This window comes from Massilia sp. LMS1-1-1.1, from assembly GCF_040815535.1.
GTDB classification, from domain to species: Bacteria; Pseudomonadota; Gammaproteobacteria; order Burkholderiales; family Burkholderiaceae_D; genus Janthinobacterium; species Janthinobacterium aestuarii.
On record NZ_JBFPNG010000001.1, the window covers coordinates 1,720,400 to 1,746,120 of the forward strand.

The window sequence follows — 25,721 nt, forward strand, 5'->3', positions numbered from 1 at the left end:
CTGTTTTGCGGCGCGGGCGGTATTGCCTGCGCCGGCTGATTAAGTGTATAAGTGACTGTATACAAGACCAAATCGGGGAATCCTTTGAGCATTTCAAGCATGACAGGCTACGCGGTTGCCACCAGCGAAGGTGCTGCAGGCACACTGACAATTGAAATCAAGAGCGTCAACTCGCGCTTTCTCGACCTGCAATTCCGGATCAACGACGATCTGCGGGCCCTGGAGCCTGATTTGCGCGCCGCCGTCATGTCCGCCATCACGCGCGGCAAAGTCGAGGTACGCCTGAGCTTTGGCCGCAAGGCCGCGACGGCCGGCACGCAGGCGCTGAACCTGCCCCTGCTGACCGAACTGGCGCGCCTGCAAAACGAAGTGGGCCAGCATTTTGTCTCCGCGCCCGTCATGACGGTGGCCGAACTGCTGCGCTGGCCTGGCGTCATCGAAGAAGCGCAAGTGGGACAAGAGTCCCTGCAGGCGGACGTGGGCGCGCTGACCAAGCGCACCGTGGCCGCCTTCGTCGACAGCCGCAAGCGCGAAGGCGCGGCGCTCGAAGCCGTGCTCGTGTCGCGCATCGAAGCGATGGAAGCCATCGTCAAGCGCATCACGCCATTGATACCGCAAGTGGTGGCGGCCTTCCAGCAAAAAGCCATCGAACGCATGCAGGATGCGCTGGGCCTGGCCAGCCAGGGCTCGAATTCGGCCCTGTCGCGCCAGGACGCCATGGAACGCATCCGCCAGGAAGTGATTTTGTACGGCATCCGCATTGACGTGTCGGAAGAACTGGCGCGCCTATCGGCCCACCTGGGCGAAACGCGCCACATTCTCACCAAGGGCGGCCAAGTGGGCAAGCGCCTCGACTTCATGATGCAGGAACTGAACCGCGAAGCCAATACCCTGGGCGCCAAGGCATCCGTCAAGGAACTGGCCGACGCCTCGATGGACTTGAAGCTGCTGATCGAGCAGATGCGCGAACAGGTGCAGAACCTGGAATAAGGGCCAGCCTGGCCAGGCATCCTCCATGCCGGCCGCTTTGGGACTGGCTCGCCGCCTTGCCTCTTGGTAAAATACCGGATTGGGCGCCGCTCGCGCAAGCACCGGCGCCAACAACACGATTATTGAAAGATCCGCATGAGCCACCCTACCGCCTTCTCCGGCAGCCTGTTCGTGGTTGCCGCGCCATCGGGCGCCGGCAAATCGACACTGGTCAATGCATTGCTGGCGCAAGAGCCCGGCATCAAATTGTCGATCTCGACCACCACGCGCGCGCCCCGTCCGGGCGAGCAGCATGGCCGCGAGTACTATTTCACGACGGCGGAAGACTTTGTCGCGCGCGCCGACCAGGGCGAATTCCTGGAATGGGCGGAAGTGCATGGCAATTACTACGGCACCTCGCGCATCATGGTGGAACAGCAAATGGCCGCCGGCACCGACATCCTGCTGGAAATCGACTGGCAGGGCGCGCGCCAGGTGCGCAAGCAATTTCCCCGCGCGGCCGGTATTTTCATCCTGCCGCCATCGATCGATGCGCTGGAAGAACGCTTGAACAAGCGCGGCCAGGACGAGCCGCACGTGATCACGCGCCGCCTGCTGGCGGCCGGCGGCGAAATCGCACACGCTCCCGAGTTCGAGTATGTTATTATCAATGAAGAGTTTACGGTCGCTTTGTCCGAACTGAGCGCGATCGTGAGAGCGGCCCGTTGCCGGTTTGCGCAACAAGCGGCCCGCAACGCATCGCTATTCGCCCAGCTGGGCCTGCACGCAGAATAATCGTCTCTGCACGCCAGTTCACACAGCACCACGCACACAAATTTAGGAGTTACTATGGCCCGTATCACAATCGAAGATTGCCTGAAGCAGATCCCTAACCGTTTCCAGCTGACCCTGGCTGCGACTTATCGCGCACGTCAGTTGTTGCAAGGCCACACCCCGAAGGTGGAAGCCAAGGACAAGCCTACCGTTGTCGCACTGCGTGAAATCGCTGCCGGTAAAGTCGGCATCGAAATGCTGAAAAAGGTCCCGATGTAATTGGGAACCCGCGTGCCGGAACAGTGCTGACCCCTGGTTCTACCGTATCCTTTATTCACACTGTGAAGCAACGCGACGTTTTATGAGTCTGACCCCAGCCGACACGACTTCCGCAGCACTGCCGCCCCTGGCCCCGCGCCAGGCGGCAAAATCGCAGGGCGCTTCCGCGCCCGGCACCGGCACGTCCGGCAGCAATACCCCCGCAGCACCGCCAGCGCCCGCCCTCGGCGTGGCCTCCGTCAGCCATCTGGCCGACAAGCTGGCCGAATACCTGTCTCCCGCCGACCTGAAGAAAGTCAAGGAAGCCTACCGCTTCTCCGACGAAATGCACCTGGGCCAGATGCGCCGCTCGGGCGAGCCGTATATCTCGCATCCGATCGCCGTCGCCGAAATCTGCGCCGACTGGAAGCTCGACGCGCAAGCCATCATGGCCGCCCTGCTGCATGACGTCATGGAAGACCAGGACGTCAAGAAGGATGAATTGATCGAGCGCTTCGGCGCACCGGTCGCGCACCTGGTCGACGGCCTGTCGAAGCTGGAAAAGATCGAATTCCAGAGCCAGATCGAAGCGCAGGCGGAAAACTTCCGCAAGATGCTGCTGGCCATGGCGTCCGACGTGCGCGTGATCCTCATCAAGCTGGCCGACCGCCTGCACAATATGCGCACCCTGGACTTCATGACGGCGGCGAAAAAGCGCCGCATCGCCAGCGAGACCATGGAAGTGTACGTGCCGATCGCACACCGCCTCGGCCTGAACAACATCTACCACGAACTGCAGGACCTGTCGTTCTCGCACCTGTACCCGATGCGCTACCGCACCCTGGCGAAAGCCGTCAAGGCGGCGCGCGGCAACCGGCGCGAAGTGGTCAACAAGATCATGGAAGCGGTGAAAAGCACCTTGTCCATGGCCGAACTCGAGGCCGACGTCACGGGCCGCGAAAAGACCCTGTACGACATCTATAAAAAGATGCGCAGCAAGCATTTGTCGTTCTCGCAAGTGCTGGACGTGTACGGCTTCCGCGTGGTGGTGGGCAGCTTTGCCGACTGTTACGTGACCCTGGGCACCCTGCACAGCCTGTACAAGCCCATGCCGGGCAAGTTCAAGGATTACATCGCGATCCGCAAGCTGAACGGCTACCAGTCGCTGCACACGACCGTCATCGGCCCGTACGGCACGCCCGTGGAATTCCAGATCCGCACGCAGGAAATGCACCGCACGGCCGAGTCCGGCGTGGCGGCGCATTGGCTCTACAAAAGCGGCGAATCGAACCCGTCCGACCTGCAGCAGCGCACGCATGCGTGGCTGCAATCCCTGCTCGACATCCAGCAGCAGACGGGCGACTCGGCCGAATTCCTCGAACACGTCAAGGTCGACCTGTTCCCCGATTCCGTCTACGTGTTTACGCCGAAGTCGAAGATCATCGCCCTGCCGCGCGGCGCCACGGCCATCGACTTCGCCTACTCGATCCACACGGGCATCGGCGACCAGACCGTGGCCGTCAAGATCAACAACGAAACCTCGCCCCTGCGCACCGAGCTGCACAATGGCGACATCGTGGAAATCATCACCGATTCCTCGTCGCGCCCCAGCCCGACGTGGCTGTCGTTCGTGCGCACAGGCAAGGCCCGTTCGGCCATCCGCCACCATCTGCGCACGATCAACCTGCCCGAATCGATCGCCCTGGGCCAGCAGCTGCTGTCGCAGGCGCTGCACACCCTGAACATCGACGCCGACCTGCAAGCACCGCTGGTCGAACGCCTGCTCAACGAATCGAGCGCCAATTCCATGGACGAGTTATATGCGGACATCGGCATCGGCAAGCGCATGGCCACCCTGGTGGCGCGCCACATTTTTGGCTTGATCGGCGGCGAAGCGGCCAGCATGCCGGTGGAACACAACAGCGGCAGCGAACTCGACCCTGTCACCATCTGCGGCAGCGAAGGCGTCTCCGTGCAACTGGCGCCATGCTGCTTGCCGATCCCGGGCGACCAGATCATCGGCCAGCTGCGCCGCGACCAGGGCTTGCTCGTGCACACGAGCGACTGCTCGCAAGCGAAACGCCAGCGCGCCAAGGAACCGGACCGCTGGATCGCCGTGCGCTGGGGAACCGAACTGAACCGCCGTTTCGACTGCCGCATCAAGGTGCTGATCAACAGCGAGCGGGGCATCCTGGCCAGAGTCGCCGCCGAAATCGGCGAATCCGACGCCAACATCATCTATGTGGGCATGGACGAAGACAAGGACAACGTCCTCGACCAGCTGCGCTTCACCGTGCAAGTCAAGGACCGGGTCCACCTGGCGGCCCTGCTGCGCAATGTGCGCAGAGTGGCCGGCGTGAACCGCATCCTGCGCGAGCGTAACTAAGAATTGTTGGCAAAAAGCTGGGGTCAGACCCGCCGGGTCTGACCCCAGATCTCCGCTGCTGGCTACCGACTCCTTTCCGCAACCCGCTGTAAAAACGCCTGGTCGCCTACCGCAAATTCAGCATTGAGTGCCTCACGCAGTTGTCCAATGCAACGCTCACCCAACTCATCCTGAAATAACATTTGGTATTTCTCTTGCCGTTCAGACGCGTCACGTCCAAGCGTCAAATACAAGGAATGCGGAGACAGCAGATCATCATGTACGCCCTGCGCATTGCCCCGATAGCTGGACCAGCAATATTGCCCAGGCAATGCCACGATACCGGCCCTGACGGGATTAAGTTCGATATAGCGCTGGCAAATCAATAAATAACGCTCACCCTGCACCAAGCAAGACTTGTAGCGCCCTTCCCACAAGCTACCGGTGCGGCCATAACGCCAGTTGAAATACTGCCCATAACGCTGGTTCAGCATTTTCATCAGCGACGACAGGGAGGTTGTGCTTTGTGTGGAGAGCAAGAGATGCACATGATTGCTCATCAGCACATAAGCATGCAGATGGCATGGCGCAAGCACCAAACAACTGCGCAGATAGTCAAGATAGCGCTGCTTGTCCTGCCTATCAAGAAAGCATGCTTGGCGATTCACTCCACGCTGCACCACATGCAGCGGAACGCCGGGCAAGACGAGTCGAAGGCGGCGGGGCATGGCAACTCCTGATACCAACTAAATGATCAGTGTGCCCGCGTGCGCATCAGCCACCCTGCGTCACCGCAAACTACCCCTCCCCCGGCGCCGGATACGTCACTTCCAGCAACTCCAGTTCCTGCTCACCCAGTGGCGTGGTGAGGGTGATCACGTCGCCTTCGCGCGCCTTGGTGATGGTGCGGGCCATGGGCGAGACCCAGCTGATCTTGCCGTTCAGGGGGTCGAACTCGTCGATGCCGACGATGGTGATGGTGTGCATTTCGCCGTCGCTGGTGCGGTAAGTTACCGTGGCGCCGAAGAAGACCTGGTCGTTGCCATGGTGCACGCTGGGGTCGACGATGGCGGCCAGGTCCATGCGTTTGGTGAGAAAGCGGATGCGGCGGTCGATTTCGCGCAGGCGCCGCTTGCCGTAGATATAGTCGCCATTTTCCGAACGGTCGCCATTCGACGCCGCCCAATGGACGATGCGCACCACTTCCGGACGGTCGACGTCGATCAGCTGCAGCAGTTCTTCCTTGATGCGCTGGTAACCGGCCGGCGTGATGTAGTTCTTGGCGCCGGCGGGAATGGCCAGCGCCAGCGCGGCCGCTTCTTCATCGTCGTCGTTGTCGGATTCTTTTACAAAGGCTTTATTCATCTGTCTATTGTAGCCCCGCCAGGGAGCCACGGGCACACGGGATGCGGGGGCAAGCGGGCTTTTTTGACGTATCATCGTGGCAATCGCGGCAAACCTGCGCCGCACACGGAGACGGATGAAAAAATTCTACAGAGTCAGGCGCTGGCTGTTCGCGCCGCTGGTCTACCTGGCCGCCATCTTCCTGCTGATCGAGGAATGGCTGTGGGCGACCGGGGCCCGCATCATGCAGGTGATCGCGCAATTTCCGCCCCTGCATGCGCTCGAAGCGTGGATCAGGCGCCTGCCGCCGTACTGGGCACTGGCCATCTTCGTGCTGCCGGCCGTGCTGCTGTTTCCCGTCAAGCTGCTGGCCCTGCTGGCGATCGCGCGCGGCCATGCGTTTTCCGGCATCGGCGTGATCGTCATCGCCAAGCTGGGCGGCGCGGCCGCCGTCGCGCGCCTGTACAGCCTGACGCGCCCTACCCTGTTGAGTTTGCCATGGTTTGCGCGCTGGCATGGCTTGTTCATGGAAACCAAGGACCGCTGGATCGCCCGCCTGCGCGCCACGCGTCCATGGCGCCGAGTCAGCCGGCTGTCGGCCGCGCTGGGCCGCGCCCGCCGTGCCTGGTGGCAGCGCTTGCGCAAAGGCACGCCAGGGCGCCATAATTCCCGCCCGGCCAGGGTGCTGCGCCGCTTCGCCGCCTTCTGGCGCGCCCGCCGCTGATGAAGAAAGCCAACTCCATGCACGACACGCCCCGGCTGGCGCCCGCCCTGCGCGCGGCGGCGCCGGAAATCTATCTGTACGACGCGGCCAGCTTGCAATTGCTGGATGCCAACGATGCCGCCTGCGACAACTTGCAGTATGCGCGCAAGGAATTGCTGGCGATGACGCCCTTCACCCTGGCGCCGCAACTCGACGCGCAGCAACTGGCCGCCGTGCTGGTTACCCTGGACGACAGCATCGGCGCGCAAGCCCGGCTGCACGTGCAGCAGCGCCGCCGCGATGGCAGCCTGTATTCGCTCAGCCTGCATTTGTCGCGCGCCCACCGCCACGGCCGCGCCCTGATCCTGGCCGAAGGCGAAGACTTGCGCACGCCGCAGGCGACGGCCGCCGCCCTGGCGCAAGTGCAGTCGCGCTTCAACGCCATCGTCTCGAATACGCCGGGCCTCGTGTACCAGTTCTGCCTGCATCCGGATGGACGGGCGTCCTTTGCCTACCTGAGCGACGGTTGCCAGGCCCTGCTGGGCCTGAGCCCGGCACTGCTGCACGCGCGCCCTGAACTGTTTTACCAGTTGATCCTGGCCGACGACCGCGCCTCGTACCTCGATTCGATGCAGGCGTCGAAAAACGCCTTGTGGAGCTGGAACTGGGAAGGCCGCATCTGGATCGATGCCTGGAAGGACGTCAAATGGATCAACCTGCGCTCCACGCCGCGCGCGCTGGCCGACGGCACGGTGCAGTGGGAAGGCATCATGACGAATATCACGGAAAGCCGGCTCGAGCAGATCGAAGTGCGCCAGTCGCGCGCCCGCCTGGCCGAGCTGACTGCGCATATCGACAAGGTCAAGGAACACGAACGCACGCGCCTGGCGCGCGAACTGCACGATGACCTGGGTGGCAATTTGACGGCCATCAAGATGGCCTTGGCCATGCTGGCGCGCCGCCTGCCGCCGGACGATACCCAGCTGCAGGAAAAGGCCGACTATGTCGACGCCCTGGTCGACCGCAGCATCGACGCCGTGCACCGCATTTCGCTGGACTTGCGCCCCTCCATGCTGGACCTGGGTCTGGTCGCCGCGCTGGACTGGCAAGTGAAGGAATTCGCGCGCCAGGCAGGCATCGAATGCCAGTTCATTTCGAACCGCCAGCACATCGACCTCGAGCTGGACCAGGCAACGAGCCTGTTCCGCATCGCCCAGGAAGCGCTGACGAATATCGCCAAGCATGCGCAGGCGAGCAAGGTCACCGTGCGCCTGGCCCGGCAGCGCCAGCATATCAGCCTGTCGATCGCCGACAATGGCGTCGGCATGCGCCTGTCCGACCGCGCCAAGCCGCAATCGTTCGGCATCCGCGGCATGGCAGAACGGGCCAGCGCGCTGGGCGGCACCCTGAGCCTGATGGATGGGCCGGGCGGCGGCACCATCCTGAGCATAAAAATCCGGCTGACCACGGCGCGAGAGGCGATAATAGCGGCTGCAGCCAGTGCGCCAGCGCACAGCGGGCCGCCACCAGACGCGGCCTAGTGGGTGAATCAGATAGGAAACAACGCAGTCATGAAAGAAAAAGCCACCATCCGGGTATTCATCGCCGACGATCACGCGATCGTGCGCGAAGGCTTGAAGCAAATCCTCGCCGATACGAAGGACATCATCGTGGCCGGCGAAGCCGAAAATGGCCACGACGCCATCAAATTGTTCCGTGGCTCGAAATGCCAGGTGTTGCTGCTCGACATCTCCCTGCCCGACCGCAGCGGCATCGAGGTGCTCAAGCAGATCAAGAAGGAAAAGCCGGAACTGGCCGTACTGATGCTGTCCATGCACCGCGAAGACCAGTACGCCATCCGTTCGCTCAAGGCGGGCGCGGCCGGTTACCTGACGAAACAGAGCGCGCCGCGCGAGCTGGTCACGGCCATCCGCCAGGTGGCGCAGGGCTTGAAATACATCAGCGCCTCGCTGGCGCAGGAACTGGCCAACACGGTGGGCGAAGACCACGAAACGGCCTTGCACGACACCTTGTCTGACCGCGAATACCAGACCCTGGTCATGATTGCCTCGGGCAAGGCCGTGGGCGCCATCGCCGAGGAGCTGAAATTGTCCGTGAAAACCGTCAGCGAATACCGCGCCCGCTTGCTGGTCAAGATGAAACTCAAGAATAGCGCCGAACTGACGCACTACGCCATCCGCAACCAGCTGGTGGATTGACGCAAAGCGGCATGCCCGCTGGCATCGGGCGAATTGGCAGGACTTCTCCTTGCTTCTCGCACAATAAGTTCTTTGCCAACGCGCATATCATGAGGATAATGAGAAATATCTGAAAAGGCTGTGCCTACATGTCCAGTAAATTGCCATCTTCCCCAGCAAGCGCTCCCGCTGGCGCCACGAATACCGCCGCCGCGATGAACCCGGCCGATATCGCCCGCGAAGCGTTTCGCCGCCTGGCCACGCGCCGCATCGCCCCGACACCGAGCGCCTACCGCGATATCTACAATGAAATCGCCGGCATCAGCGAACCGGCGGACAGCCCTGCGGCGCCTGGTGCCGTGCTGGCAGCGAGCGCACCCACGGAAAGTGGTGCGGAAAACGTCCTGACGCAATTTGCCGCCAAGATGAGCGAATCGGCGGGCGAACTGGGCGACTTTGGCAAGCGTTTCCAGCGTGCTCTGAAAGCACGCGACTGGGACAGCTATGCGCGCACCCTGGCGCAGCTGGCGGAGAAACAGGTCAAGAAAGGCGGCGGCATCGAATTGCCGCCCCTGCCGGACGGCGAACAGACGCGCACCCTGCGCGAATTGCTCAGCCGCACCCTGGGCTTTGCCGTCGCCACCTTGCTGACGGGCACGCCCGCGCTGGTGGAAGAGGCCGAATCGCTGGGCGCGGCCATCAAGCAAGCCCATACGGAAGAAGCGCTGAACGAAGCGGCCCTGCGCCTGAAACAGCTGTGCTACCAGATCGAACTGAAAAGCGGCGACACGGCCGAGCAGCAGGAATTGCTGCTGCGCCTGTTCAAGTTGTTGCTCGATAACGTCAGCCAGTTGCTCGACGACGACAGCTGGCTGCGCGGCCAGGTCGATGCCGTGCAAAACCTGATCGCCGGCCCGCTCGACCAGCGCGCGCTGGAAGACGCCACGCGCAGCCTGAAGGAAGTCATCTACAAGCAAAGCCAGCTCAAGCACAGCCTGTCCGACGTCAAGCTGACGGTCAAGAACATGATGATGACCTTCATCGACCGCCTGGGGCAAGTGGCGGCCAGCACGGGTGACTTCCATGAAAAGATCGGCGGCTACTCGGAAAAGATCAGCCAGGCGGAAAATATCAGCGAACTGAACAGCGTTCTTGACGAAGTCTTGCGCGAAACGCGCATGGTGCAGAACGAAGCCTTGCGCGCACGCGACAAGATGGTGCTGGCGCGCCAGGAAGTGCAGGATGCGGAGCAGCGCATCCACACCCTGGAAGCGAAGCTCCAGCATATGAGCGAACTGGTGAGGGAAGACCAGCTGACGGGCAGCCTGAACCGCCGTGGCCTGGACGACGTGTTCGAGCGCGAGACGGCCCGCTCCGACCGCCGCGGCACGCCGCTGTGCATCGCCATGCTGGACCTTGATGACTTCAAGCGCCTGAACGACACCTACGGCCACCTGGCCGGCGATGCCGCCTTGAAACACCTGGTGAAGATCGTCAAGGAAACCCTGCGCTCGATGGACGTCATCGCCCGTTTCGGCGGCGAGGAATTCCTCATCCTGCTGCCGGAAACCACGGTCGAGGCGGCCTCGTCGACGATGACACGCCTGCAGCGCGAGCTGACCCGGCATTTCTTCCTGCACGACAACGAAAAAGTCTTGATCACCTTCTCCGCCGGCGTCGCCCTGCGCCTACCCAATGAAGACCAGGCCGAGCTGGTCAAGCGCGCCGACCGCGCCATGTACCAGGCCAAGCAGACGGGCAAAAACCGGGTGGTGGTGGCGGAGTGAACCCATGTGGTGCGAAGCAACACACAGCACCTCAATCACCTTGCCTCGAGGCATTACCGAAAAAATCACTCGGAAAATTACTAAAAAATTAACCTGGATCGTTTTAATGACTTAATTGGCAATGTAACATGGTTGTGTGCTTTTTTTTAAGAAAAGGCTACACACACCAGTTATGCCAATAATTTTATTAAATCAACCTTTCAGGGCATACCATATGAAAAGAAGTCCACTTAAGTGCATTAAAAATATATCCTCAAATACCTTATTCGCGCTCGCAATCTTCATGGCTGCAATCATGCCTGCGGTCTCCCAGGCGGCTTTCAAAGAAATTTCCATCACAAGCAGCCAGCACCTATCAACTTTTTACAATACCCGCAACGGCAACACAAACACCTTAGATAGCGGTGAAGTAGGGGCTATTTTTGGCGAAGGCTATAGCCGCCTGTATGAAAAGTTCATCTTGCCAGCCTATGATCCCTCCGTCACGCTGACATCGGGGCTTTTATGGACACCGATAACTGCCCGTAGCATGGAGGTTTATCTTACCGATGGAAACTGGGTATCCTTTAATTACTATACCGCTCCGAATCCCATCGGGGGATTGGTAGCAAAGACAGCAACCAATATAAGCCCAAAAAAACCCATCGACCTGACAGAATATCTGAACAAGGCTTATAAAAATGGTACGCCAGTAGGATTCATGATGAAATCCTCTATCGAAGGACAAAACTGGACTGACTTCACCAGTTTTCCATCTGGCGCCCAAACATTGTCCCTGACATTTACCTCCGCGGTTCCCGAACCCGAAACTTATGCCATGCTACTCACAGGTTTAGGCTTGATGGGTTTCATCGTTCGACGTAAACGGAAATCGTGAACACAACAACTGGCGAATAATATTCTATCGCTTGTAGGACACGAACGATCCGTCTGCCATATGAGCTCACCAAAAAGTCCCGATCCACTTTTTCCTCGCCCATCGCGGCTCCTGCCAACGAGGACGAGGATACTGACCGCCTGAGTCCGGCCTGCCTACGCCATGCCGTCCCGCTGCCCAGCTGGACGGCAACTTCATGGCGATAACAATAACACCCCCCTCCCTCCAGCACGCCGCCAGCATGCGCACCATATAAAAATAAAATTATTTTCACCCTAAAGTTTTCAAAAAGCATGTCGTCTAGCGCGCGGTCTGCGACAAACTGAAGGGCTAAAAATTAAAATTTAAAGCACTTCCCGCCATAAATTTTCCCGCAGAGCAACCGTTACCCTAAACAACAGCGGCTTGATTGTCCCGGAACAGCGGGGCAGGCCAAAGTGACTAGCACATAGCGCAATGTAGTACCTGTCTGGAGAATTATCATGGCTGCAGTAATTAACACCAACATCGCTTCCCTGAACTCGCAACGCAATCTGTCGACCTCGCAATCGGCCTTGAGCACTTCGCTGCAACGCCTGTCCTCCGGCTTGCGCATCAACAGTGCCAAGGATGACGCTGCTGGTCTGGCGATTTCCGACCGTATGACGTCGCAAATCCGCGGCATGACCCAAGCTACCCGCAATGCAAACGACGGCGTCTCGCTGGCCCAAACGGCCGAGGGCGCACTGTCGAGCTCGGGCGACATCCTGCAACGTATCCGCGAACTGGCCGTGCAATCGTCGAACGCCACCAACTCGTCGAGCGACCGCCAGGCGCTGCAAACCGAGGTTGGCCAACTGAGCTCGGAACTGAACCGTATCGCCCAAACCACCTCGTTCAACGGCCAGGCGCTGCTGGACGGCACCATGGGTACGGCCAACTTCCAGGTCGGCGCAGATGCAAATCAGCTGATCTCGGCCAGCGGCGCGAACTTCCTGACCAACACCTACGGCAACAACCGCGTTGCGAACGATTCTTCTGTGGTCAAGGCCACCACCAATGCGGATGCCGCCACCAAGGATATCCAGATTTCCGGCGCACTCGGTTCGGCAACCTACAAAACCACTGCCGCCACGGAAACGGCCAAGGGCATCGCTGCCGGCGTGAACAAGCTGACATCAAGCACCGGCGTGACGGCAACGGCCTCCACCGAAGCCAACCTGGCGCTGGGTTCGAGCGAAGCGTATTCTATCCAGGTCGTCGGCGACAACGCTACCTCCCCGGTTACCGTCTCGTTCTCGGTTGGCGCAGGCCAATCGGCATCGGACTACGCTGCGGGTATCAATGCCTTCAACGCACAATCGGCAAAAACCGGCATCACGGCCGAATACGATTCGAAAAACGGCGGTATCAAGCTGAACCATGCCACCGGCGCGGACATCAGCCTGAAAAACACCGCTACGGCGGCCAATACGGTGTTCGCGGTGGGCAGCTACAAGCACTCGGACAACACCGTGGTAGCTGGCGTCACGCCAACGGCAGCTGCCGCTACGGCCGTCGTCAACGGCCACGTGACCTACGATTCGGACAGCAGCTTCGCCGTAACCGATGCTTCCGCATTCGCTACCGGCACGGGTGCCACCGGCGTATCGAAACTGAGCTCGGTCGCTGACATCGACGTCACCACGTTTGATGGCGCACAATCGGCACTGAAAGTTGCTGATGCAGCCCTGGCCCGCGTCAACGGCCAACGCGCCCAGTACGGCGCTTTGCAATCGCGCTTCTCGTCGGCGATTTCGAATCTGCAATCGACCACGGAAAACCTGTCCTCGTCGCGCAGCCGCATCGTCGATACCGACTTTGCTGCGGAAACGGCCAGCCTGACGCGCGGCCAGATCCTGCAACAAGCTGGTACCGCGATGTTGGCGCAAGCGAACTCGCTGCCAAACGGCGTTCTGAGCCTGCTGCGCGGCTAATCTTCGATTAGCCTCACGACATCGCTGGACTCAGGTTCCCCTGCCGGATTTTTTCGGCAGGGGAATTTTCACTAGGAGAACACCATGGCTATTGAGACGATAGGGGCAGCCTCTGCGTCCCGAATCGACAAGAGTTACACCCCGACAGATACTGCTCTCTCCCGCACGGCAACGACCAGCAGCATTGGCGTAGCAACTGCACAGGAAAATGCCCCGGAACCCAGCCGCGCGCAGCTGGACAAAGCAGTATCGGAACTAAACCAATCATCGCAAATCAAGACCCAGGGCCTGGAATTTGCCGTCGACGAAGATAGCCAGCGCACAGTGGTCAAAGTAATTGACCAGGAAACCAAGGAAGTCTTGCGGCAGATCCCCACTAAGGAAGCATTGGCGCTGGCCAAGGCCTTCGACTCGGCCAAAGGCTCCCTGATCAGCCAAAGTGCCTGAGGGATGAGTTTCTGCCCATATACGCCGCACAGTACCACCAACATCCACACGGCACCGGGGTTCGATAAGCTGCTTATCGGACCCCATATTTCATTGCAACAACGAAAATTTTTCATATACTTCCTGCCGCTTTCTTTCCCGAATTGAAAACAGCGCGGTAAATCCCCCTCTCAAGTCCTGATCGATTCTGCCGATAACAGCTTATATTAGTGTTTTCCTAGGAGCATGTAGTGGCCATCACACCAACCTTATCCTCTCCAGGCATCGGCAACAGCACGCTGGATGTGAATGCCATCATCGAGAAGCTGATGGCGGCGGAAGCTGTGCCACTGGGTAGCTACGACAAGAAAACCGCTTCGTACCAGGCAAAGCTGAGCGCGCTCGGCACCCTGAGCGGCACGATCAGCACCTTTCAGAATTCGCTTTCCTCCCTGAGCAAGACGGATAACTTCCGGGCCGTGTCCGCCACGCCGAGCGATCCATTGATCCTGACGGCAACGGCGGGAGCCAAGGCCGTCGCCGGCAGCTACAACATCAGCGTCAGTCAGATGGCGCAGGCGCAGACGCTGACCACGGGCGGCATGTCGAGCAAGCTGTCGAATATCGGCCTGGGTGCCAAGACGACCATTTCCTTCCAGCTAGGCTCGGTTGGCGGCGGTACCTTTGGTCTGGCTGGCACCAAACTCGGCGGCAATACCTTGCTCACCGGCATAAACAACGGTTCCCTGAGTATCAACGGCACCGCCATCCCCACCGATGCCACCACCAAGAGCGCGCGCGCACTGGCCGAGGCCATCAATGCCAAGAGCAGCACCACCGGCGTCACGGCCACGGCACAGCCCGTGTCGTCGGACGCGTCCATGTTCAGCGGCTTCGGCAATGTCAGCACGGGCGCTGGCAGCACCTATTCGCTCTCCGTCGGCGGCGTGGAGATCTTCGCCCAGGGTGAAAACACGGCCGCTGGCGCCGGCCTGACAGCTAGCAGCCTCGACACGACACTGGAAGGACCAAATGCCGTCTCGAACGCCTTGGCTGCGGCTAATATCACGATTACCGGCAAGGCTGCGGACGGTACCCTGAAATTCACGCGGGCCGACGGTTCGAATCTGAACATTGAAGAAGTCGTCACGGGCGATACCCGCGGCGGCATCGGGCTCGCGACCGGCGCCGTCAATGACGGTTCCAATGTCACCATCGCCGGTTCGGTCACGTTGGCGTCGAGCAACGCCAGCCCCATCATGATCGGCGGCAGCAACCCTGCCGCCGCAGGTTTGACAGCTGGCTCCGGCGGTGCTTACATGAATACCAACTTCACCCAGGACGGCAACCAGTCCACGGGGTCGGTGGTGATCGACTCAAGCAACAATACCCTGCAAGGCATTCGCGACGCCATCAACAACGCCGGACTGGGCGTAACGGCCAGCATCGTGTCGGACGGTACGGACAAGCCGTTCCATCTGGTGCTCGCGTCGACCAAGACAGGCGCCAGCTCGGCGATGAAAGTCACGCTAAGCGGCAGCGACGGTCAGCCAGCCGACAGTGCATTGGCATCCCTGCTGGCGTATGACCCTTCCGGCGTACAAAACCTGAAGCAGAACAGCGCTGCGCAAAATACCCAGCTCAGCGTTAATGGCATTTCCATCACCAGCAGCTCGAACAGCATCGACAGCGCTATCGAGGGCGTAACCATCAACGTGGCAAAAATCGGTTCGACCAATCTATCTGTATCAAAAGATATTTCTACCGTCAAGACCAGTATCAATACCTTCATCAAGGCATATAACGAGTTGAATACGGCGATGGCGAAACTGACATCGTACGATCCCGATACCAAGGCAGCTGGCTTGCTGCTGGGAGACTCCACGGCCCTGTCCATCCAGAGTCAGCTGCGCAAACAGATGGGTGCACCAATTACTGGTCTGACAGGCAACCTGAAAGCCCTTAGCCAAGTTGGTATTTCGTTTCAAAAAGATGGCAGCCTGAGCCTGGATACCACCAAGCTTGACAAGGCTATCGGCGAAAACTTTTCCGATGTGGCAGGTCTGTTCGCAGCCCTCGGCAAAACCACTGACAGCACGGTGTCCTTTACCAGTTCTACCTCAGCCACCAAGCCAGGCACCTACGCACTGAACGTGACGACCATGGCCAGCCAAGGGACGCTGAAAGGCAATACCGCCCTGCCCGCTAGCACCGTCATTGGCAGCGACACCGTATGGAACGTAACCCTGAATGACAGCACGCCGGCGGTGGCGAAAAATACGGCAAAGGTCATTATTCCTGCGGGCAGCTATACTCCCACCCAGCTGGCCAGCCTGATCCAATCGTCGATCAATGGCATCAAGGCTTTTTCCGATACAGGCTCCTCGGTGGCTGCCACAATCGATGGCACTGGCAAGCTCAGCGTTGCATCAGCCCGCTATGGTTCCGTCTCCAATATTGCCATTTCCAACGGTACGGGTACCCCCATCGACGGCCTGTTCGGTGGTGCCACGCCAACCGTCGGCACCGACGTGGCCGGCACTATCGGCGGGCAACCGGTGGTCGGTTCCGGCCAGAGCCTGACTGGTGCCGCAGGCTCGCCAGCGGAAGGCTTGAAAGTGGAAATTACCGGTGGCACCATCGGTGCACGCGGCAACATCAGTTTTTCCCAAGGCTACGCTTACCAGTTGAACAATCTGGCCACGTCCTTTCTTGGCACAGGCGGCATGATCACCAGCCGCAGCAAGGGCATCAACGATAGCATCACGCAGGTGGCGGAGCAACGCCAGCGTTTCTCGGACAAACTGAATGATATCGAGGCGCGCTACCGCGCCCAATATTCACGCCTGGACGTGACGCTGAGCAAATTGGCGACCACCCAAACCTACTTGACCCAGCAGCTGGCCGCCATCGCTGCCAACCGCTAAGCGCTACCATCAGGAGAATATATGTTTGGAACCCAACAACGCGGCGTCAATGCCTATGCCAAGGTCGGCCTGGAGACGGGCATCGTTTCGGCCTCGCCGCACAAGCTGATCGTGATGCTGTACGACGGCGCCCTGGTGGCCGTGCTCAGCGCGCAGATGCACATGAAATCGGGCAACGTGCCGGAAAAAGGCAAGTCCATCTCGAAAGCCATCCAGATCATCGACAATGGCTTGCGCGCCAGCCTGGACAAGGATGCGGGCGGCCAGATCGCCGAAGGCCTCGACGCCCTGTACGAATACATGAGCGCGCGCCTGCTGACGGCCAACCTGAAAAACGACATCAGCCTGTTGGAAGAAGTGCAGCGCCTGCTGACCGACCTGCGCGAAACCTGGAACGCCATCGGCGCCACGCCGGCCGCCATTCCCGGCGCCGATTTGAAACGTATGCCCAGCCTTGCGAGCGCCTGACCCATGATGACCAATCAAGAAGTCCTGACCACCTACGAAGCCATGCAGACCCTGACGGGCAGGATGGTGACCGCTGCCAGCAACGCCGACTGGGACGAGCTCGAAGCGCTGGAACAGCAAGTGAGCGCGCATGTGGCCGCGCTGAAGGCGAATGAAGAAAAAGTCGTGCTGGAAAGCGCCGGCCGCCAGCGCAAGGTCGCCCTGATCAAGCAGATCCTGGAAGATGACCGCAAGATCCGCGACATCACCATGCCGTGGATGGCGCAATTGTCCAAGCTGATCAACAACACCGGCACCGAGCGGCGCCTGGCCAACGCCTACGGCGTCTAAACGCCCACGGGGCAAGGTCAGCTATCATGTTGCCGAAGATGGATGCGATCGGCATGACGCCCTTGACCCCGGTCAAGGTCACCCGGGCGGCCGATGCCGTCGCCGACCCGCGCCAGGCCGAGTTCCAGCGCTCGCTGCAGGGACTCATCGGCAAATCCATGCAGGGACAAGTACTGGCCCGCATGGGCGATGGCAGCTTCCTCGTGCGCGTGGCCGGTACGCCGGCCCGCATGCAGTTGCCCGCCGGCGCTCAGCCCGGCATGGAAATCCCGCTGACCTTGATCGGCATCAATCCCCGCCCCTCTTTTCAAATCGGCAATAACCGCGACCAGCCCGCCAGCGCCCTGCTGACATATGCGGACGCGGAAGCCGAGCCCGACGCGGCAGAAACGCGCGGGCCCCAGGCCGGTGCCGCCCAGGCTGGCACGCGTGCCAGCAGCACGGCCGCCACCCTGCTCAGCCGTGCACCGCTGACACCGGCCAATCTGCTGCCCGCGCTGGCAGGCGACACACCCGCGCCCGAGCTGAGCACCACCGCGCGTGCCATCAGCACTGTACTGAGCCAGGCGGAAAGCGTGCCCGGCGCGCCCCTGTCGCTGGTCGGCAAGACGCCGCTGATGGCCACGCCGGGCGCCGCCCCGGCCCAAGTGGCCCAGAAACTGCAGGATGCGGTCGGCAGCAGCGGCCTGTTCTATGAATCGCATGTGGCAGAATGGGCCGAAGGCAAGCGGCCGCTGGCCTCGCTGCTGCTGGAACCGCAAATGCAGAAGGCGGCACAGGGCGACATGGCCAGAACGGGCACCGACCTGGCTTCGGCGCAACTGATCAATTTGCAGCTGCATACGCACGAACAGGCGCGCGTGCAGTGGCAGGGCGAAGCCTGGCCCGGGCAGAAGATGCAGTGGGATATCAGCCGCGATGCGCCGGAAGGACAGCAGCACGAAGGACGCGATGGCGACGAGGAAGCGACGGCCTGGCGCAGCAATGTGCGCTTCCAGTTCCCCCTGCTGGGCGACCTGGCCGCGCACGTGGTCCTGCAGGGCGGCAGAGTGGCGATCCAGTTGCAAGCGGGCAGCGAAGGCAGCGCCGACACCTTGCGCCAGCATGCGGCGCGGCTCGAAGCGTCGCTGGACGCGGCTGGCTGGCCATTATCGTCGTTGACGATCGCCGGCAAGCCGGAGGCGGCTGGAGAAGACGATGCTTGACGACACCAGACGCAAGGTGCCGCAGACGGCCGTCGCGCTGGCCTACCAGAGCGGCACGCCGGCGCCCAAGGTGGTGGCCAAGGGCAGCGGCCTGATCGCGGACCAGATCATCAGCACGGCGCGCGAACACGGCGTGTTCGTGCATGAATCGAAGGAATTGGTGGCGCTGCTGATGGATGTCGACCTGGACCGCCAGATTCCGCCCGGCCTGTATCGGGCGATTGCGGAACTGCTGGCCTGGTTATATCATATTGAATCTGCGAATGGCGGGCCGATTCCGCCGCCGCCCGACACCAGCGTCAACCTCACCGATACATAGACAGGCATCAATGCAAGCACATATTATGGATTCCGGCCTCGAAAACTGGCATGATTTTGAAGTGGAATCGCGGCGGGAAATCATTGCCTTGCTGCGCAGCATCAGCGAAAAGAACCAGCTGATCCGCATGCTGATCCACGGTGAATCCGATGTGTGCGTCACGTCCATCCTGGAAGTCGATGCCGACCGCAACACCGTCATCCTCGACCGTTCCGTGAATGCCGACCAGAACCGGCGCATGCTGGCCGCCAAGGGCATTTCGTTTGAAACTTCGCTCGACAAGATCCGCATCCTGTTTGCCAGCGCCCTGGTGGAAGAGTGCAATTACGGCGGCACGCCCGCCTTGAAAATTGCCATACCAGAAACACTGATCCGATTGCAGCGGCGCGAGTATTACCGCATGACTACGCCCGTGAGCAATCCCGTGCGCGTTTCGATTCCCCTGCCGCCCTCGCTCGGTGGCGCCGACACCGTGTTTCCGCTGGCCGACATCAGCTGCGGCGGCATCGCCATCCTCGACAATAAACTGATGCTGGGCGAGACGATCGGCAGGGACTATCCCGGTTGCCGCATCGACTTGCCCGACGTCGGCATCGTCACCGCGACTTTGCAAATTCGCAATTCGCTGGACATGACCCTGCTGAACAACAAACTGAACCGCCGCCTCGGCTGCCAGTTCGTCGACCTGCCGCGCAGCATGCTCGCGCACGTGCAGCGCTATATCACGCGGCTCGAACGTGAGAGAAATGCTCGCATGGCTGGGTTGGGCTAAGCGTCAGTTGACCCAAAACGCAAGGGCCGGGGTCGGACCCGGCGGGTTCGACCCCAGTCTTCGTTTTGGGTTCTCAACAGTTAAACCTGCATATTCATGATCTCATGATACGCAGCAACTAATTTATTCCTTACCTGCACCGTCGCCTGGAATTCGATGCTCGACTTTTGCATCGCTACCATCACGTCCGACAGGCTGACCTTTTCATCGCCCATGGTAAAGCGCTGGCCCAGCGCCGACGAAACCTTTTGCGCGCCGCTCACGGAGTCCAGCGCGCTCTTGAAGGCATCGGCAAAATTCACCTTCGCCGCCGGCATCTCGGTCTGGATCGCCGGTATTTTCGCCTCCGGCCGCGTGGCCGCCGACTTCAGTTGCGCGATCATCGCCTCGATCCTGCTGCTATCGATACCGCCTGTTTTCACTTTGCCTCCCGATTCTGGTCTATTCTTGCCTGTTGCACCCAGAGAACAAAACCCTGGCTTGCAAGGCAACGACGGGTACAATAACTTCCGTCACATGTTGCCAGGGTTCCACAATACCAGCGCCAACGCCAGCCGCTCGGCCGAGCAGGCGGCAAAAGCGCCTTCTATTTGGACGATTGAAGCGCGTGACAGTGGCGGATAATTCTGCATATCGCCCCCTCCTCCAGTGGAAGCGGCCCCCACTCATTAGCAAACATACGCGCCCCGGAAGGCAATCATGGCTGTAGCCGAAGAAATCGATGTGAACCGCATACCGCCGGAACCGGCGCCTGCCCGCTCGCCCGTGGAGTCCGTGCAAGCGTTCGCCAAGACGCCGATGGGCAAGAATTTCCTGCGCGGCCTGGGCGTGGCGGCACTGATCGCCATCGGCGTGGCCCTGTACATGTGGAACCAGCCGCCTGAATACAAAGTCCTGTTCTCGAACTACACGGACCGCGACGGCGGCGCCATCACCGCTTCGCTGGACCAGCTGGGCATCAAGCACAAGTTTTCCGAAGGCGGCGGCGCCATTCTCGTGCCATCCGAGCAAGTCCACGACGCGCGCCTGAAACTGGCCGCGCAAGGCTTGCCGAAAGGCGGCAACGTGGGCTTCGAGCTGATGGAAAACCAGAAGCTGGGTGTCTCGCAATTCCTGGAACAGGTCAATTTCCAGCGCGCACTGGAAGGCGAACTGGCGAAATCGATCGAATCCGTCTCCGCCGTCGATACGGCGCGTGTCCACCTGGCCCTGCCCAAACCGTCCGTCTTCGTGCGCGAACAGCAAAAACCGACGGCTTCCGTACTGCTGAACCTGCATCCGGGCCGCGGCCTCGATCAGTTGCAGGTGAGCGCCATCGTCCACCTGGTGGCGTCGAGCGTGCCGGAATTGCTGCCGATCAATGTCACCGTGGTCGACCAGGCCGGCACCTTGCTGTCGAACCAGGAAAAGGACAAGGACCGCGCCAACGGCATCAAGAGCCTGGACCCGAACCAGCTGAAGTACGTGCAGCAATTGCAGCAAAGCGTGATCAAGCAGGTCGAATCGATCTTGCTGCCCATCGTCGGCGAAGGCAACGTGCGCGCCGAAGCGACGGCCGACGTCGATTTCTCGCAAAGCGAGCAGGCAGCCGAAACCTACAAGCCGAATTCGCCGCCGGAAGCGTCCACCATCCGCAGCCAGCAAACGAGCGAATCGACGGGCGCCGGCAATGCCAACCCATCCGGCGTGCCGGGCGCGCTGTCGAACCAGCCGCCTGGCGTAGCGACGGCGCCATTGACGGCCGAGGCGCCGGGCGCCCCGGGCGGCGCACCGACGGCACCGACACAAAAAGAATCGACGACGAATTATGAAGTCGACAAGACCGTGCGCTACGAACAGAAATCGATGGGCGGCCTGCGCCGCCTGTCGGTAGCCGTCGTCGTCAACTATCGCCGTACTTTCGACAAGGATGGCAAGGTCACGGTCAAGCCGATTTCCCCTGCCGAAATGGTCCAGATCAATAATCTGGTCAAGGAAGCGATGGGCTACAACAAGGAACGCGGCGACAGCTTCAGCGTGGCCAACTCGCCGTTCGACGGCATCGACCGTGCGCCGGAAGGCAAGCTCGAGTGGTGGCGCGACCCGGCCAACTTGCCGCTGGCCAAGGAATTGGCGAAATTCCTCATCACGGCCCTGATCCTGCTGTATATCTTCATCAAGATCGTGCGCCCGATGCTGCGCCCCGTGATGCGCAAGATCGACGATTTCGGCGCCCCGCCGCCCGTCATCGAGCCGGAGCTGGCGAAAACGGACGAAGAAAACGAAGTCCTGCTCAGCGAGGCGGAACTGGAAGAGCTGGAAGAAGATACGGCCCGCGGTTATCGCGAAAACCTGGCGATGGCCAGGAAACTGGCCCAGGAAGACCCACGCGTGGTGGCCAACGTAATCAAAGCATGGATAGGCAATAATGACTGAGACAACGGGACTGCAAAAAGCATCGATCCTGATGCTGGCACTGGGCGAGAGCGAAGCGGCCGAGGTCATGAAATTCCTCGGCCCGCGCGAAGTGCTGAAACTGGGCGCCGCCATGGCCACCATGAAGGGCATCGCGCACGAGCAGGTGGTCGAGGTGCTCGGCGACTTCCGCGCGCAGACGGAACTCAATTCCACCGTCGGCCTCGATTCGGACGAATATATCCGCCAGGTACTGACCAAGGCGCTGGGCGACGACAAGGCGTCCGTGCTGCTGTCGCGCATCCTGGGGGGCAAGGATGCGTCCGGCATCGAATCGCTGAAATGGATGGATTCGCAATCCGTGTCCGAACTGATCCGCAACGAGCACCCGCAGATCATCGCCACCATCCTCGTCCACCTGGAACGCGACCAGGCTTGCGAAATCCTCGGCCACTTCACGGACCGCCTGCGCAACGACGTGGTCTTGCGCATCGCCACCCTGGACGGCGTGCAGCCGGCCGCCTTGCGCGAACTCAACGACGTGCTGACGAAACTGCTGTCGGGTAACGAAAACATCAAGAAATCGTCGCTGGGCGGCGTGCGCGCGGCAGCCGAGATCCTGAACTTCATGAGCGGCGAGCAGGAAGGCTCCGTCATGGACAATATCAAGAACTACGACAACGACATGGCGCAAAAGATCATGGACGAAATGTTCGTGTTCGACAACGTGATCGACATCGACGACCGCGGCATCCAGTTGCTGCTGCGCGAAGTGCAGTCGGAAATGCTGATCATCGCCCTGAAAGGCGCCTCGCAAGAGCTGCGCGACAAGATCTTCAAGAACATGTCGCAGCGCGCCGGCGAGATGATGCGTGAAGACCTCGAGTCGAAAGGCCCCGTGCGCCTGTCGGAAGTGGAATCGCAGCAGAAACAGATCCTGCAGATCGTGCGCCGCCTGGCGGACGAAGGGCAGATTGTCTTAGGTGGAAAAGGCGAGGATTCGTTTGTCTAATTTGATTCCCAAAGAGCAGCAAACCGCCTACCAGCGCTGGGAAATGACCTCGTTTGGCGACGAGCGTCCCAGCGTGGTGGCGGCGCGCAAGCTGCTGGAACCGGATCCGGAGCCCGAGCTCGACCCGTTTGCCGAACTGCACGAGGAAGAGCTGGCCCCGCCGCTCGAATACCCGACGCAGGAAGAGCTCGACGCCATCCGCGAGGAAGCGCGCGCCACGGCCTTCGAAGAGGGCCGCGCTGCCGGTTATGCGGAAGGCCACGCGGCCGGGCATGCCGACGGCCATGCCGAATCGTATGCGCAAGGCAAGGCGGCGTCTAGCGTGGAACTGGCGCATCTGCAAACCATCGCCGTCGACTTCGGCACGGCCGTGCACCAGGCAGACGAACTGATCGCCAACGACGTGATGGAACTGGCGCTGCAGCTGGCCAAGGGCATGCTGAAAACTGCCCTGCCCGTGCGCCCCGAGCTGATGTTGCCGATCGTGCGCGAAGCCATCGAATACTTGCCAGTGCTACAACAACCGGCCTTGCTGATGCTCAACCCGGAAGACGCGCAAGTGGTGCGCGACGGCATCGGCGATGAGCTCGACAAAGGCGGCTGGCGTGTCATCGAAGACCCCAGCGTGGAACGCGGCGGTTGCAAGATCGACACGGCCAGCAACCAGATCGACGCGCAGGCGTCTACCCGCTGGCACCGCCTGACGCATGCGCTGGGCAAAGACCTGGACTGGCTGGCGCCGTGAGCGAGCCCGTCAAAGGCCCCACTGCCCATGCGGCGCGCTGGCGCGCCTACCTGAGCGACTGTTCGGCCGTCGTCGGTTTTGTCGAGCCGATGCAAATTTCAGGCAGGGTCACGCGCGTGGCCGGCCTGGTGATGGAAGCCGTGGGCTTGCGCCTGGCCGTCGGCGCCGCCTGCACCGTGCCGCTGCCGAATGGCGGCCGGGTCGAGGCGGAAGTCGTCGGTTTCGAAGGCGACCGCCTGTTTTTGATGCCACAAAGCGACGTCGAGGGCATCGTGCCCGGCACGCGCGTATTTTCCGTCGAACCGGCCATCCCCCGCCCCGGCAGCGTGGCGCATCCGCGGCGCCGCCCCAGCGACCGCGCGCGCCACTTGCCCGTCGGTCCGCAACTGCTGGGCCGGGTGCTCGATGGCGCGGGACGCCCGCTCGACCAGCTCGGCCCCCTGCACACGGTTGACAGCGCCCCCATCAATGTACGCCCCGCCAATCCCCTGGGCCGCGCGCCCATCGTCGATACCTTGGACGTGGGCGTGCGCTCGATCAACGCCATGCTGACCGTGGGCCGTGGCCAGCGCATGGGCCTGTTCGCCGGTTCCGGCGTCGGTAAAAGCGTGCTGCTGGGCATGATGGCCCGTTACACGGAGGCGGACGTGATCGTCGTGGGCCTGATCGGCGAACGGGGACGCGAGGTGAAGGAATTCATCGAACAGATTCTCGGTGCCGAAGGTCTGGCCCGCTCCGTCGTCGTGGCAGCGCCGGCCGACACGCCGCCGCTGATGCGCCTGCAAGGGGCCGCGTATGCGACGGCCATTGCCGAACATTTCCGCGACCAGGGGCAAAACGTGCTGTTGATCATGGATTCACTGACCCGCTACGCCATGGCGCAGCGAGAAATCGCCCTGGCCATCGGCGAGCCGCCCGCCACCAAGGGCTATCCGCCGTCCGTCTTCGCCAAGCTGCCCGTGCTGGTGGAGCGGGCCGGCAATGGCGAGGAAGGCGGCGGCTCGATCACGGCCTTCTACACCGTGCTGACCGAGGGCGACGACCAGCAGGACCCGATCGCCGACTCGGCGCGCGCCATCCTGGACGGGCATATCGTGCTGAACCGCCGCCTGGCCGAAGCGGGCCATTATCCGGCCATCGACATCGAGCAATCGATTTCGCGCGCCGCCCACTCGATCACCACGCACGAGCACCAGCAGCAGGCACGCAAGCTGAAACAGCTGTATTCGCGCTATGAGCGTAGCCGCGACCTGATCAGCGTGGGCGCCTACAGCGCCGGCACCGACCCCGTGCTGGACCAGGCCATCGCCCTGCATGAAAAGATTGAAGCGTTTTTGCAACAGCAAATCACGGAGCGGGTCAGCATGGACGAGAGCTTGGCGCAACTTACCGCTCTATTCGACTGATTAGGACTTGCATAGCGGGAATATAATCAGCCATGGCTTCTCCTTCCCAACTTGCAACCCTGATCGACCTCGCCCAGCGCGAAACGGACGATTGCGCCAAGCGCCTGGGCGCGGCTCTGAAAGCGCTCGATGATTGCCGCCAGAAGCTCGACATGCTGTCCGGCTACCGCGACGACTATGCCCAGCGCTTCGAGGCGAGCATGAGCAACGGGATCACGCCGATGGCTTACCGCAATTTCCAGGCTTTCATGGCCAAGCTCGACAGCGCGATCATGGGCCAGCAGCAAGTGGTCGAGCATGCGCAAGCGCGCAGCGACAATGAAAAGATGCGCTGGCAGCTGGCCGAACGCAAGCGCATGTCGTACACGACCCTGAACAACCGGGCGCAGGAACAGGCGCTGAAGCTGGAAAACAAGCGCGACCAGAAAGCAATGGATGAGCACGCGGCGCGACAAGCCTATTACAAACGCTAAGCAACACTGAGGCA

25 protein-coding genes are annotated in these 25,721 nt (G+C 61.1%); 22 read left to right on the plus strand and 3 right to left on the minus strand.

Annotated features, from left to right (window positions below; translation table 11 throughout):
• Nucleotides 1-99 precede the first annotated feature (99 nt).
• From MRBLMS1_RS07855 to MRBLMS1_RS07870, 4 genes are all read left to right on the plus strand, one after another.
• Nucleotides 100-990 (plus strand): YicC/YloC family endoribonuclease, encoded by an 891-nt coding sequence (locus MRBLMS1_RS07855; protein ID WP_034753986.1) that lies wholly within the window; start codon nt 100-102, stop codon nt 988-990.
• A 135-nt stretch (nt 991-1,125) separates the two neighbouring features.
• Nucleotides 1,126-1,764 carry a guanylate kinase gene (gene gmk / locus MRBLMS1_RS07860; RefSeq protein WP_080753685.1) on the plus strand — a complete coding sequence of 213 codons (639 nt, stop codon included), beginning with the start codon at nt 1,126-1,128 and terminating at the stop codon, nt 1,762-1,764.
• Between the two features lie 54 nt (nt 1,765-1,818).
• Nucleotides 1,819-2,022, plus strand: coding sequence for a DNA-directed RNA polymerase subunit omega (gene rpoZ, locus MRBLMS1_RS07865; protein WP_010400723.1), 204 nt, complete (start codon nt 1,819-1,821; stop codon nt 2,020-2,022).
• 82 nt (nt 2,023-2,104) lie between these two features.
• Nucleotides 2,105-4,387: a RelA/SpoT family protein gene (locus MRBLMS1_RS07870; RefSeq protein WP_456150739.1), complete on the plus strand. Its 2,283-nt coding sequence runs from the start codon at nt 2,105-2,107 to the stop codon at nt 4,385-4,387.
• 62 nt (nt 4,388-4,449) lie between these two features.
• On the opposite strand, the gene MRBLMS1_RS07875 is transcribed toward MRBLMS1_RS07870, so the two are convergent.
• Both MRBLMS1_RS07875 and greB read right to left on the minus strand, forming a co-directional pair.
• Complete coding sequence (locus MRBLMS1_RS07875) at nt 4,450-5,094, minus strand: transposase (protein ID WP_485878732.1); 645 nt, start codon at nt 5,092-5,094, stop codon at nt 4,450-4,452.
• A 70-nt stretch (nt 5,095-5,164) separates the two neighbouring features.
• A complete protein-coding gene (gene greB, locus MRBLMS1_RS07880; RefSeq protein ID WP_485878734.1) occupies nt 5,165-5,731 on the minus strand; it encodes a transcription elongation factor GreB in 567 nt (188 codons plus the stop codon).
• 115 nt (nt 5,732-5,846) lie between these two features.
• Here greB and MRBLMS1_RS07885 point away from each other — a divergent pair, with 115 nt between their 5' ends.
• From MRBLMS1_RS07885 to MRBLMS1_RS07945, 13 genes are all read left to right on the plus strand, one after another.
• On the plus strand, nt 5,847-6,434 hold the full coding sequence (locus tag MRBLMS1_RS07885; protein ID WP_230517261.1) for a hypothetical protein: 588 nt from the start codon (nt 5,847-5,849) through the stop codon (nt 6,432-6,434).
• A gap of 17 nt (nt 6,435-6,451) precedes the next feature.
• On the plus strand, nt 6,452-7,954 hold the full coding sequence (locus MRBLMS1_RS07890) for a sensor histidine kinase (RefSeq protein WP_485878736.1): 1,503 nt from the start codon (nt 6,452-6,454) through the stop codon (nt 7,952-7,954).
• Between the two features lie 30 nt (nt 7,955-7,984).
• Entirely contained in the window at nt 7,985-8,632 is a 648-nt protein-coding gene (locus MRBLMS1_RS07895) for a response regulator (RefSeq protein ID WP_034753998.1), read from the plus strand.
• A 194-nt stretch (nt 8,633-8,826) separates the two neighbouring features.
• Nucleotides 8,827-10,398, plus strand: a complete 1,572-nt coding sequence (locus MRBLMS1_RS07900; protein ID WP_070303640.1) for a diguanylate cyclase — start codon at nt 8,827-8,829, stop codon at nt 10,396-10,398.
• 283 nt (nt 10,399-10,681) lie between these two features.
• Entirely contained in the window at nt 10,682-11,275 is a 594-nt protein-coding gene (locus MRBLMS1_RS07905; RefSeq protein WP_485878738.1) for a PEP-CTERM sorting domain-containing protein, read from the plus strand.
• Between the two features lie 482 nt (nt 11,276-11,757).
• The gene (locus MRBLMS1_RS07910) at nt 11,758-13,230 is read left to right on the plus strand and encodes a flagellin N-terminal helical domain-containing protein (protein ID WP_485878739.1); all 1,473 of its coding nucleotides are present in this window, start codon (nt 11,758-11,760) and stop codon (nt 13,228-13,230) included.
• An 84-nt stretch (nt 13,231-13,314) separates the two neighbouring features.
• A complete protein-coding gene (locus tag MRBLMS1_RS07915; protein WP_485878741.1) occupies nt 13,315-13,677 on the plus strand; it encodes a flagellar protein FlaG in 363 nt (120 codons plus the stop codon).
• Between the two features lie 230 nt (nt 13,678-13,907).
• A complete protein-coding gene (fliD, locus tag MRBLMS1_RS07920) occupies nt 13,908-16,583 on the plus strand; it encodes a flagellar filament capping protein FliD (RefSeq protein WP_485878743.1) in 2,676 nt (891 codons plus the stop codon).
• Nucleotides 16,584-16,604: 21 nt separating this feature from the next.
• Nucleotides 16,605-17,051: a flagellar export chaperone FliS gene (fliS, locus tag MRBLMS1_RS07925; RefSeq protein ID WP_485878745.1), complete on the plus strand. Its 447-nt coding sequence runs from the start codon at nt 16,605-16,607 to the stop codon at nt 17,049-17,051.
• A gap of 3 nt (nt 17,052-17,054) precedes the next feature.
• A complete protein-coding gene (locus tag MRBLMS1_RS07930) occupies nt 17,055-17,381 on the plus strand; it encodes a flagellar protein FliT (protein WP_485878747.1) in 327 nt (108 codons plus the stop codon).
• Between the two features lie 26 nt (nt 17,382-17,407).
• On the plus strand, nt 17,408-18,586 hold the full coding sequence (gene fliK, locus MRBLMS1_RS07935; protein ID WP_485878749.1) for a flagellar hook-length control protein FliK: 1,179 nt from the start codon (nt 17,408-17,410) through the stop codon (nt 18,584-18,586).
• Nucleotides 18,579-18,905 carry an EscU/YscU/HrcU family type III secretion system export apparatus switch protein gene (locus tag MRBLMS1_RS07940; RefSeq protein WP_034787205.1) on the plus strand — a complete coding sequence of 109 codons (327 nt, stop codon included), beginning with the start codon at nt 18,579-18,581 and terminating at the stop codon, nt 18,903-18,905. The genes fliK and MRBLMS1_RS07940 overlap by 8 nt, the downstream gene beginning before the upstream one ends.
• 25 nt (nt 18,906-18,930) lie before the next feature.
• Entirely contained in the window at nt 18,931-19,677 is a 747-nt protein-coding gene (locus MRBLMS1_RS07945) for a flagellar brake protein (protein ID WP_128142216.1), read from the plus strand.
• Between the two features lie 80 nt (nt 19,678-19,757).
• Here the strand turns inward: MRBLMS1_RS07945 and fliE are convergent, their stop codons facing one another.
• The gene (fliE, locus tag MRBLMS1_RS07950; protein WP_485878752.1) at nt 19,758-20,060 is read right to left on the minus strand and encodes a flagellar hook-basal body complex protein FliE; all 303 of its coding nucleotides are present in this window, start codon (nt 20,058-20,060) and stop codon (nt 19,758-19,760) included.
• A 316-nt stretch (nt 20,061-20,376) separates the two neighbouring features.
• On the opposite strand from fliE, the gene fliF reads away from it, so the two are divergent.
• The 5 genes from fliF (at nt 20,377) to fliJ (ending at nt 25,707) form a co-directional block, all read left to right on the plus strand.
• The gene (gene fliF / locus MRBLMS1_RS07955) at nt 20,377-22,092 is read left to right on the plus strand and encodes a flagellar basal-body MS-ring/collar protein FliF (protein WP_139092277.1); all 1,716 of its coding nucleotides are present in this window, start codon (nt 20,377-20,379) and stop codon (nt 22,090-22,092) included.
• The gene (gene fliG / locus MRBLMS1_RS07960) at nt 22,085-23,083 is read left to right on the plus strand and encodes a flagellar motor switch protein FliG (protein WP_034754023.1); all 999 of its coding nucleotides are present in this window, start codon (nt 22,085-22,087) and stop codon (nt 23,081-23,083) included. Before fliF ends, fliG begins: the two co-directional genes overlap by 8 nt.
• A 43-nt stretch (nt 23,084-23,126) precedes the next feature.
• The gene (locus MRBLMS1_RS07965) at nt 23,127-23,828 is read left to right on the plus strand and encodes a flagellar assembly protein FliH (protein WP_139092333.1); all 702 of its coding nucleotides are present in this window, start codon (nt 23,127-23,129) and stop codon (nt 23,826-23,828) included.
• 89 nt (nt 23,829-23,917) lie between these two features.
• Nucleotides 23,918-25,234, plus strand: coding sequence for a flagellar protein export ATPase FliI (gene fliI, locus MRBLMS1_RS07970; RefSeq protein WP_485879005.1), 1,317 nt, complete (start codon nt 23,918-23,920; stop codon nt 25,232-25,234).
• Between the two features lie 32 nt (nt 25,235-25,266).
• Nucleotides 25,267-25,707: a flagellar export protein FliJ gene (gene fliJ / locus MRBLMS1_RS07975; protein WP_139092279.1), complete on the plus strand. Its 441-nt coding sequence runs from the start codon at nt 25,267-25,269 to the stop codon at nt 25,705-25,707.
• The last annotated feature ends 14 nt before the right edge of the window (nt 25,708-25,721 follow it).

Excerpts from the sequence above, each read along its gene's own strand:
- rpoZ (WP_010400723.1), top strand. The coding sequence starts at position 1,819 with ATGGCCCGTATCACAATCGAAGATTGCCTGAAGCAGATCCCTAACCGT.
- fliK (WP_485878749.1), top strand. The coding sequence starts at position 17,408 with ATGTTGCCGAAGATGGATGCGATCGGCATGACGCCCTTGACCCCGGTC.
- fliF (WP_139092277.1), top strand. The coding sequence starts at position 20,377 with ATGGCTGTAGCCGAAGAAATCGATGTGAACCGCATACCGCCGGAACCG.
- MRBLMS1_RS07915 (WP_485878741.1), top strand. The coding sequence starts at position 13,315 with ATGGCTATTGAGACGATAGGGGCAGCCTCTGCGTCCCGAATCGACAAG.
- MRBLMS1_RS07895 (WP_034753998.1), top strand. The coding sequence starts at position 7,985 with ATGAAAGAAAAAGCCACCATCCGGGTATTCATCGCCGACGATCACGCG.
- MRBLMS1_RS07940 (WP_034787205.1), top strand. The coding sequence starts at position 18,579 with ATGCTTGACGACACCAGACGCAAGGTGCCGCAGACGGCCGTCGCGCTG.
- MRBLMS1_RS07900 (WP_070303640.1), top strand. The coding sequence starts at position 8,827 with ATGAACCCGGCCGATATCGCCCGCGAAGCGTTTCGCCGCCTGGCCACG.
- MRBLMS1_RS07945 (WP_128142216.1), top strand. The coding sequence starts at position 18,931 with ATGGATTCCGGCCTCGAAAACTGGCATGATTTTGAAGTGGAATCGCGG.
- fliI (WP_485879005.1), top strand. The coding sequence starts at position 23,918 with ATGCAAATTTCAGGCAGGGTCACGCGCGTGGCCGGCCTGGTGATGGAA.
- MRBLMS1_RS07855 (WP_034753986.1), top strand. The coding sequence starts at position 100 with ATGACAGGCTACGCGGTTGCCACCAGCGAAGGTGCTGCAGGCACACTG.
- fliE (WP_485878752.1), bottom strand. The coding sequence starts at position 20,060 with ATGATCGCGCAACTGAAGTCGGCGGCCACGCGGCCGGAGGCGAAAATA.
- MRBLMS1_RS07890 (WP_485878736.1), top strand. The coding sequence starts at position 6,452 with ATGCACGACACGCCCCGGCTGGCGCCCGCCCTGCGCGCGGCGGCGCCG.
- fliG (WP_034754023.1), top strand. The coding sequence starts at position 22,085 with ATGACTGAGACAACGGGACTGCAAAAAGCATCGATCCTGATGCTGGCA.
- MRBLMS1_RS07905 (WP_485878738.1), top strand. The coding sequence starts at position 10,682 with ATGGCTGCAATCATGCCTGCGGTCTCCCAGGCGGCTTTCAAAGAAATT.
- MRBLMS1_RS07875 (WP_485878732.1), bottom strand. The coding sequence starts at position 5,094 with ATGCCCCGCCGCCTTCGACTCGTCTTGCCCGGCGTTCCGCTGCATGTG.
- MRBLMS1_RS07885 (WP_230517261.1), top strand. The coding sequence starts at position 5,847 with ATGAAAAAATTCTACAGAGTCAGGCGCTGGCTGTTCGCGCCGCTGGTC.
- MRBLMS1_RS07930 (WP_485878747.1), top strand. The coding sequence starts at position 17,055 with ATGATGACCAATCAAGAAGTCCTGACCACCTACGAAGCCATGCAGACC.
- fliJ (WP_139092279.1), top strand. The coding sequence starts at position 25,267 with ATGGCTTCTCCTTCCCAACTTGCAACCCTGATCGACCTCGCCCAGCGC.
- fliS (WP_485878745.1), top strand. The coding sequence starts at position 16,605 with ATGTTTGGAACCCAACAACGCGGCGTCAATGCCTATGCCAAGGTCGGC.
- MRBLMS1_RS07965 (WP_139092333.1), top strand. The coding sequence starts at position 23,127 with ATGACCTCGTTTGGCGACGAGCGTCCCAGCGTGGTGGCGGCGCGCAAG.
- greB (WP_485878734.1), bottom strand. The coding sequence starts at position 5,731 with ATGAATAAAGCCTTTGTAAAAGAATCCGACAACGACGACGATGAAGAA.
- MRBLMS1_RS07910 (WP_485878739.1), top strand. The coding sequence starts at position 11,758 with ATGGCTGCAGTAATTAACACCAACATCGCTTCCCTGAACTCGCAACGC.
- gmk (WP_080753685.1), top strand. The coding sequence starts at position 1,126 with ATGAGCCACCCTACCGCCTTCTCCGGCAGCCTGTTCGTGGTTGCCGCG.
- MRBLMS1_RS07870 (WP_456150739.1), top strand. The coding sequence starts at position 2,105 with ATGAGTCTGACCCCAGCCGACACGACTTCCGCAGCACTGCCGCCCCTG.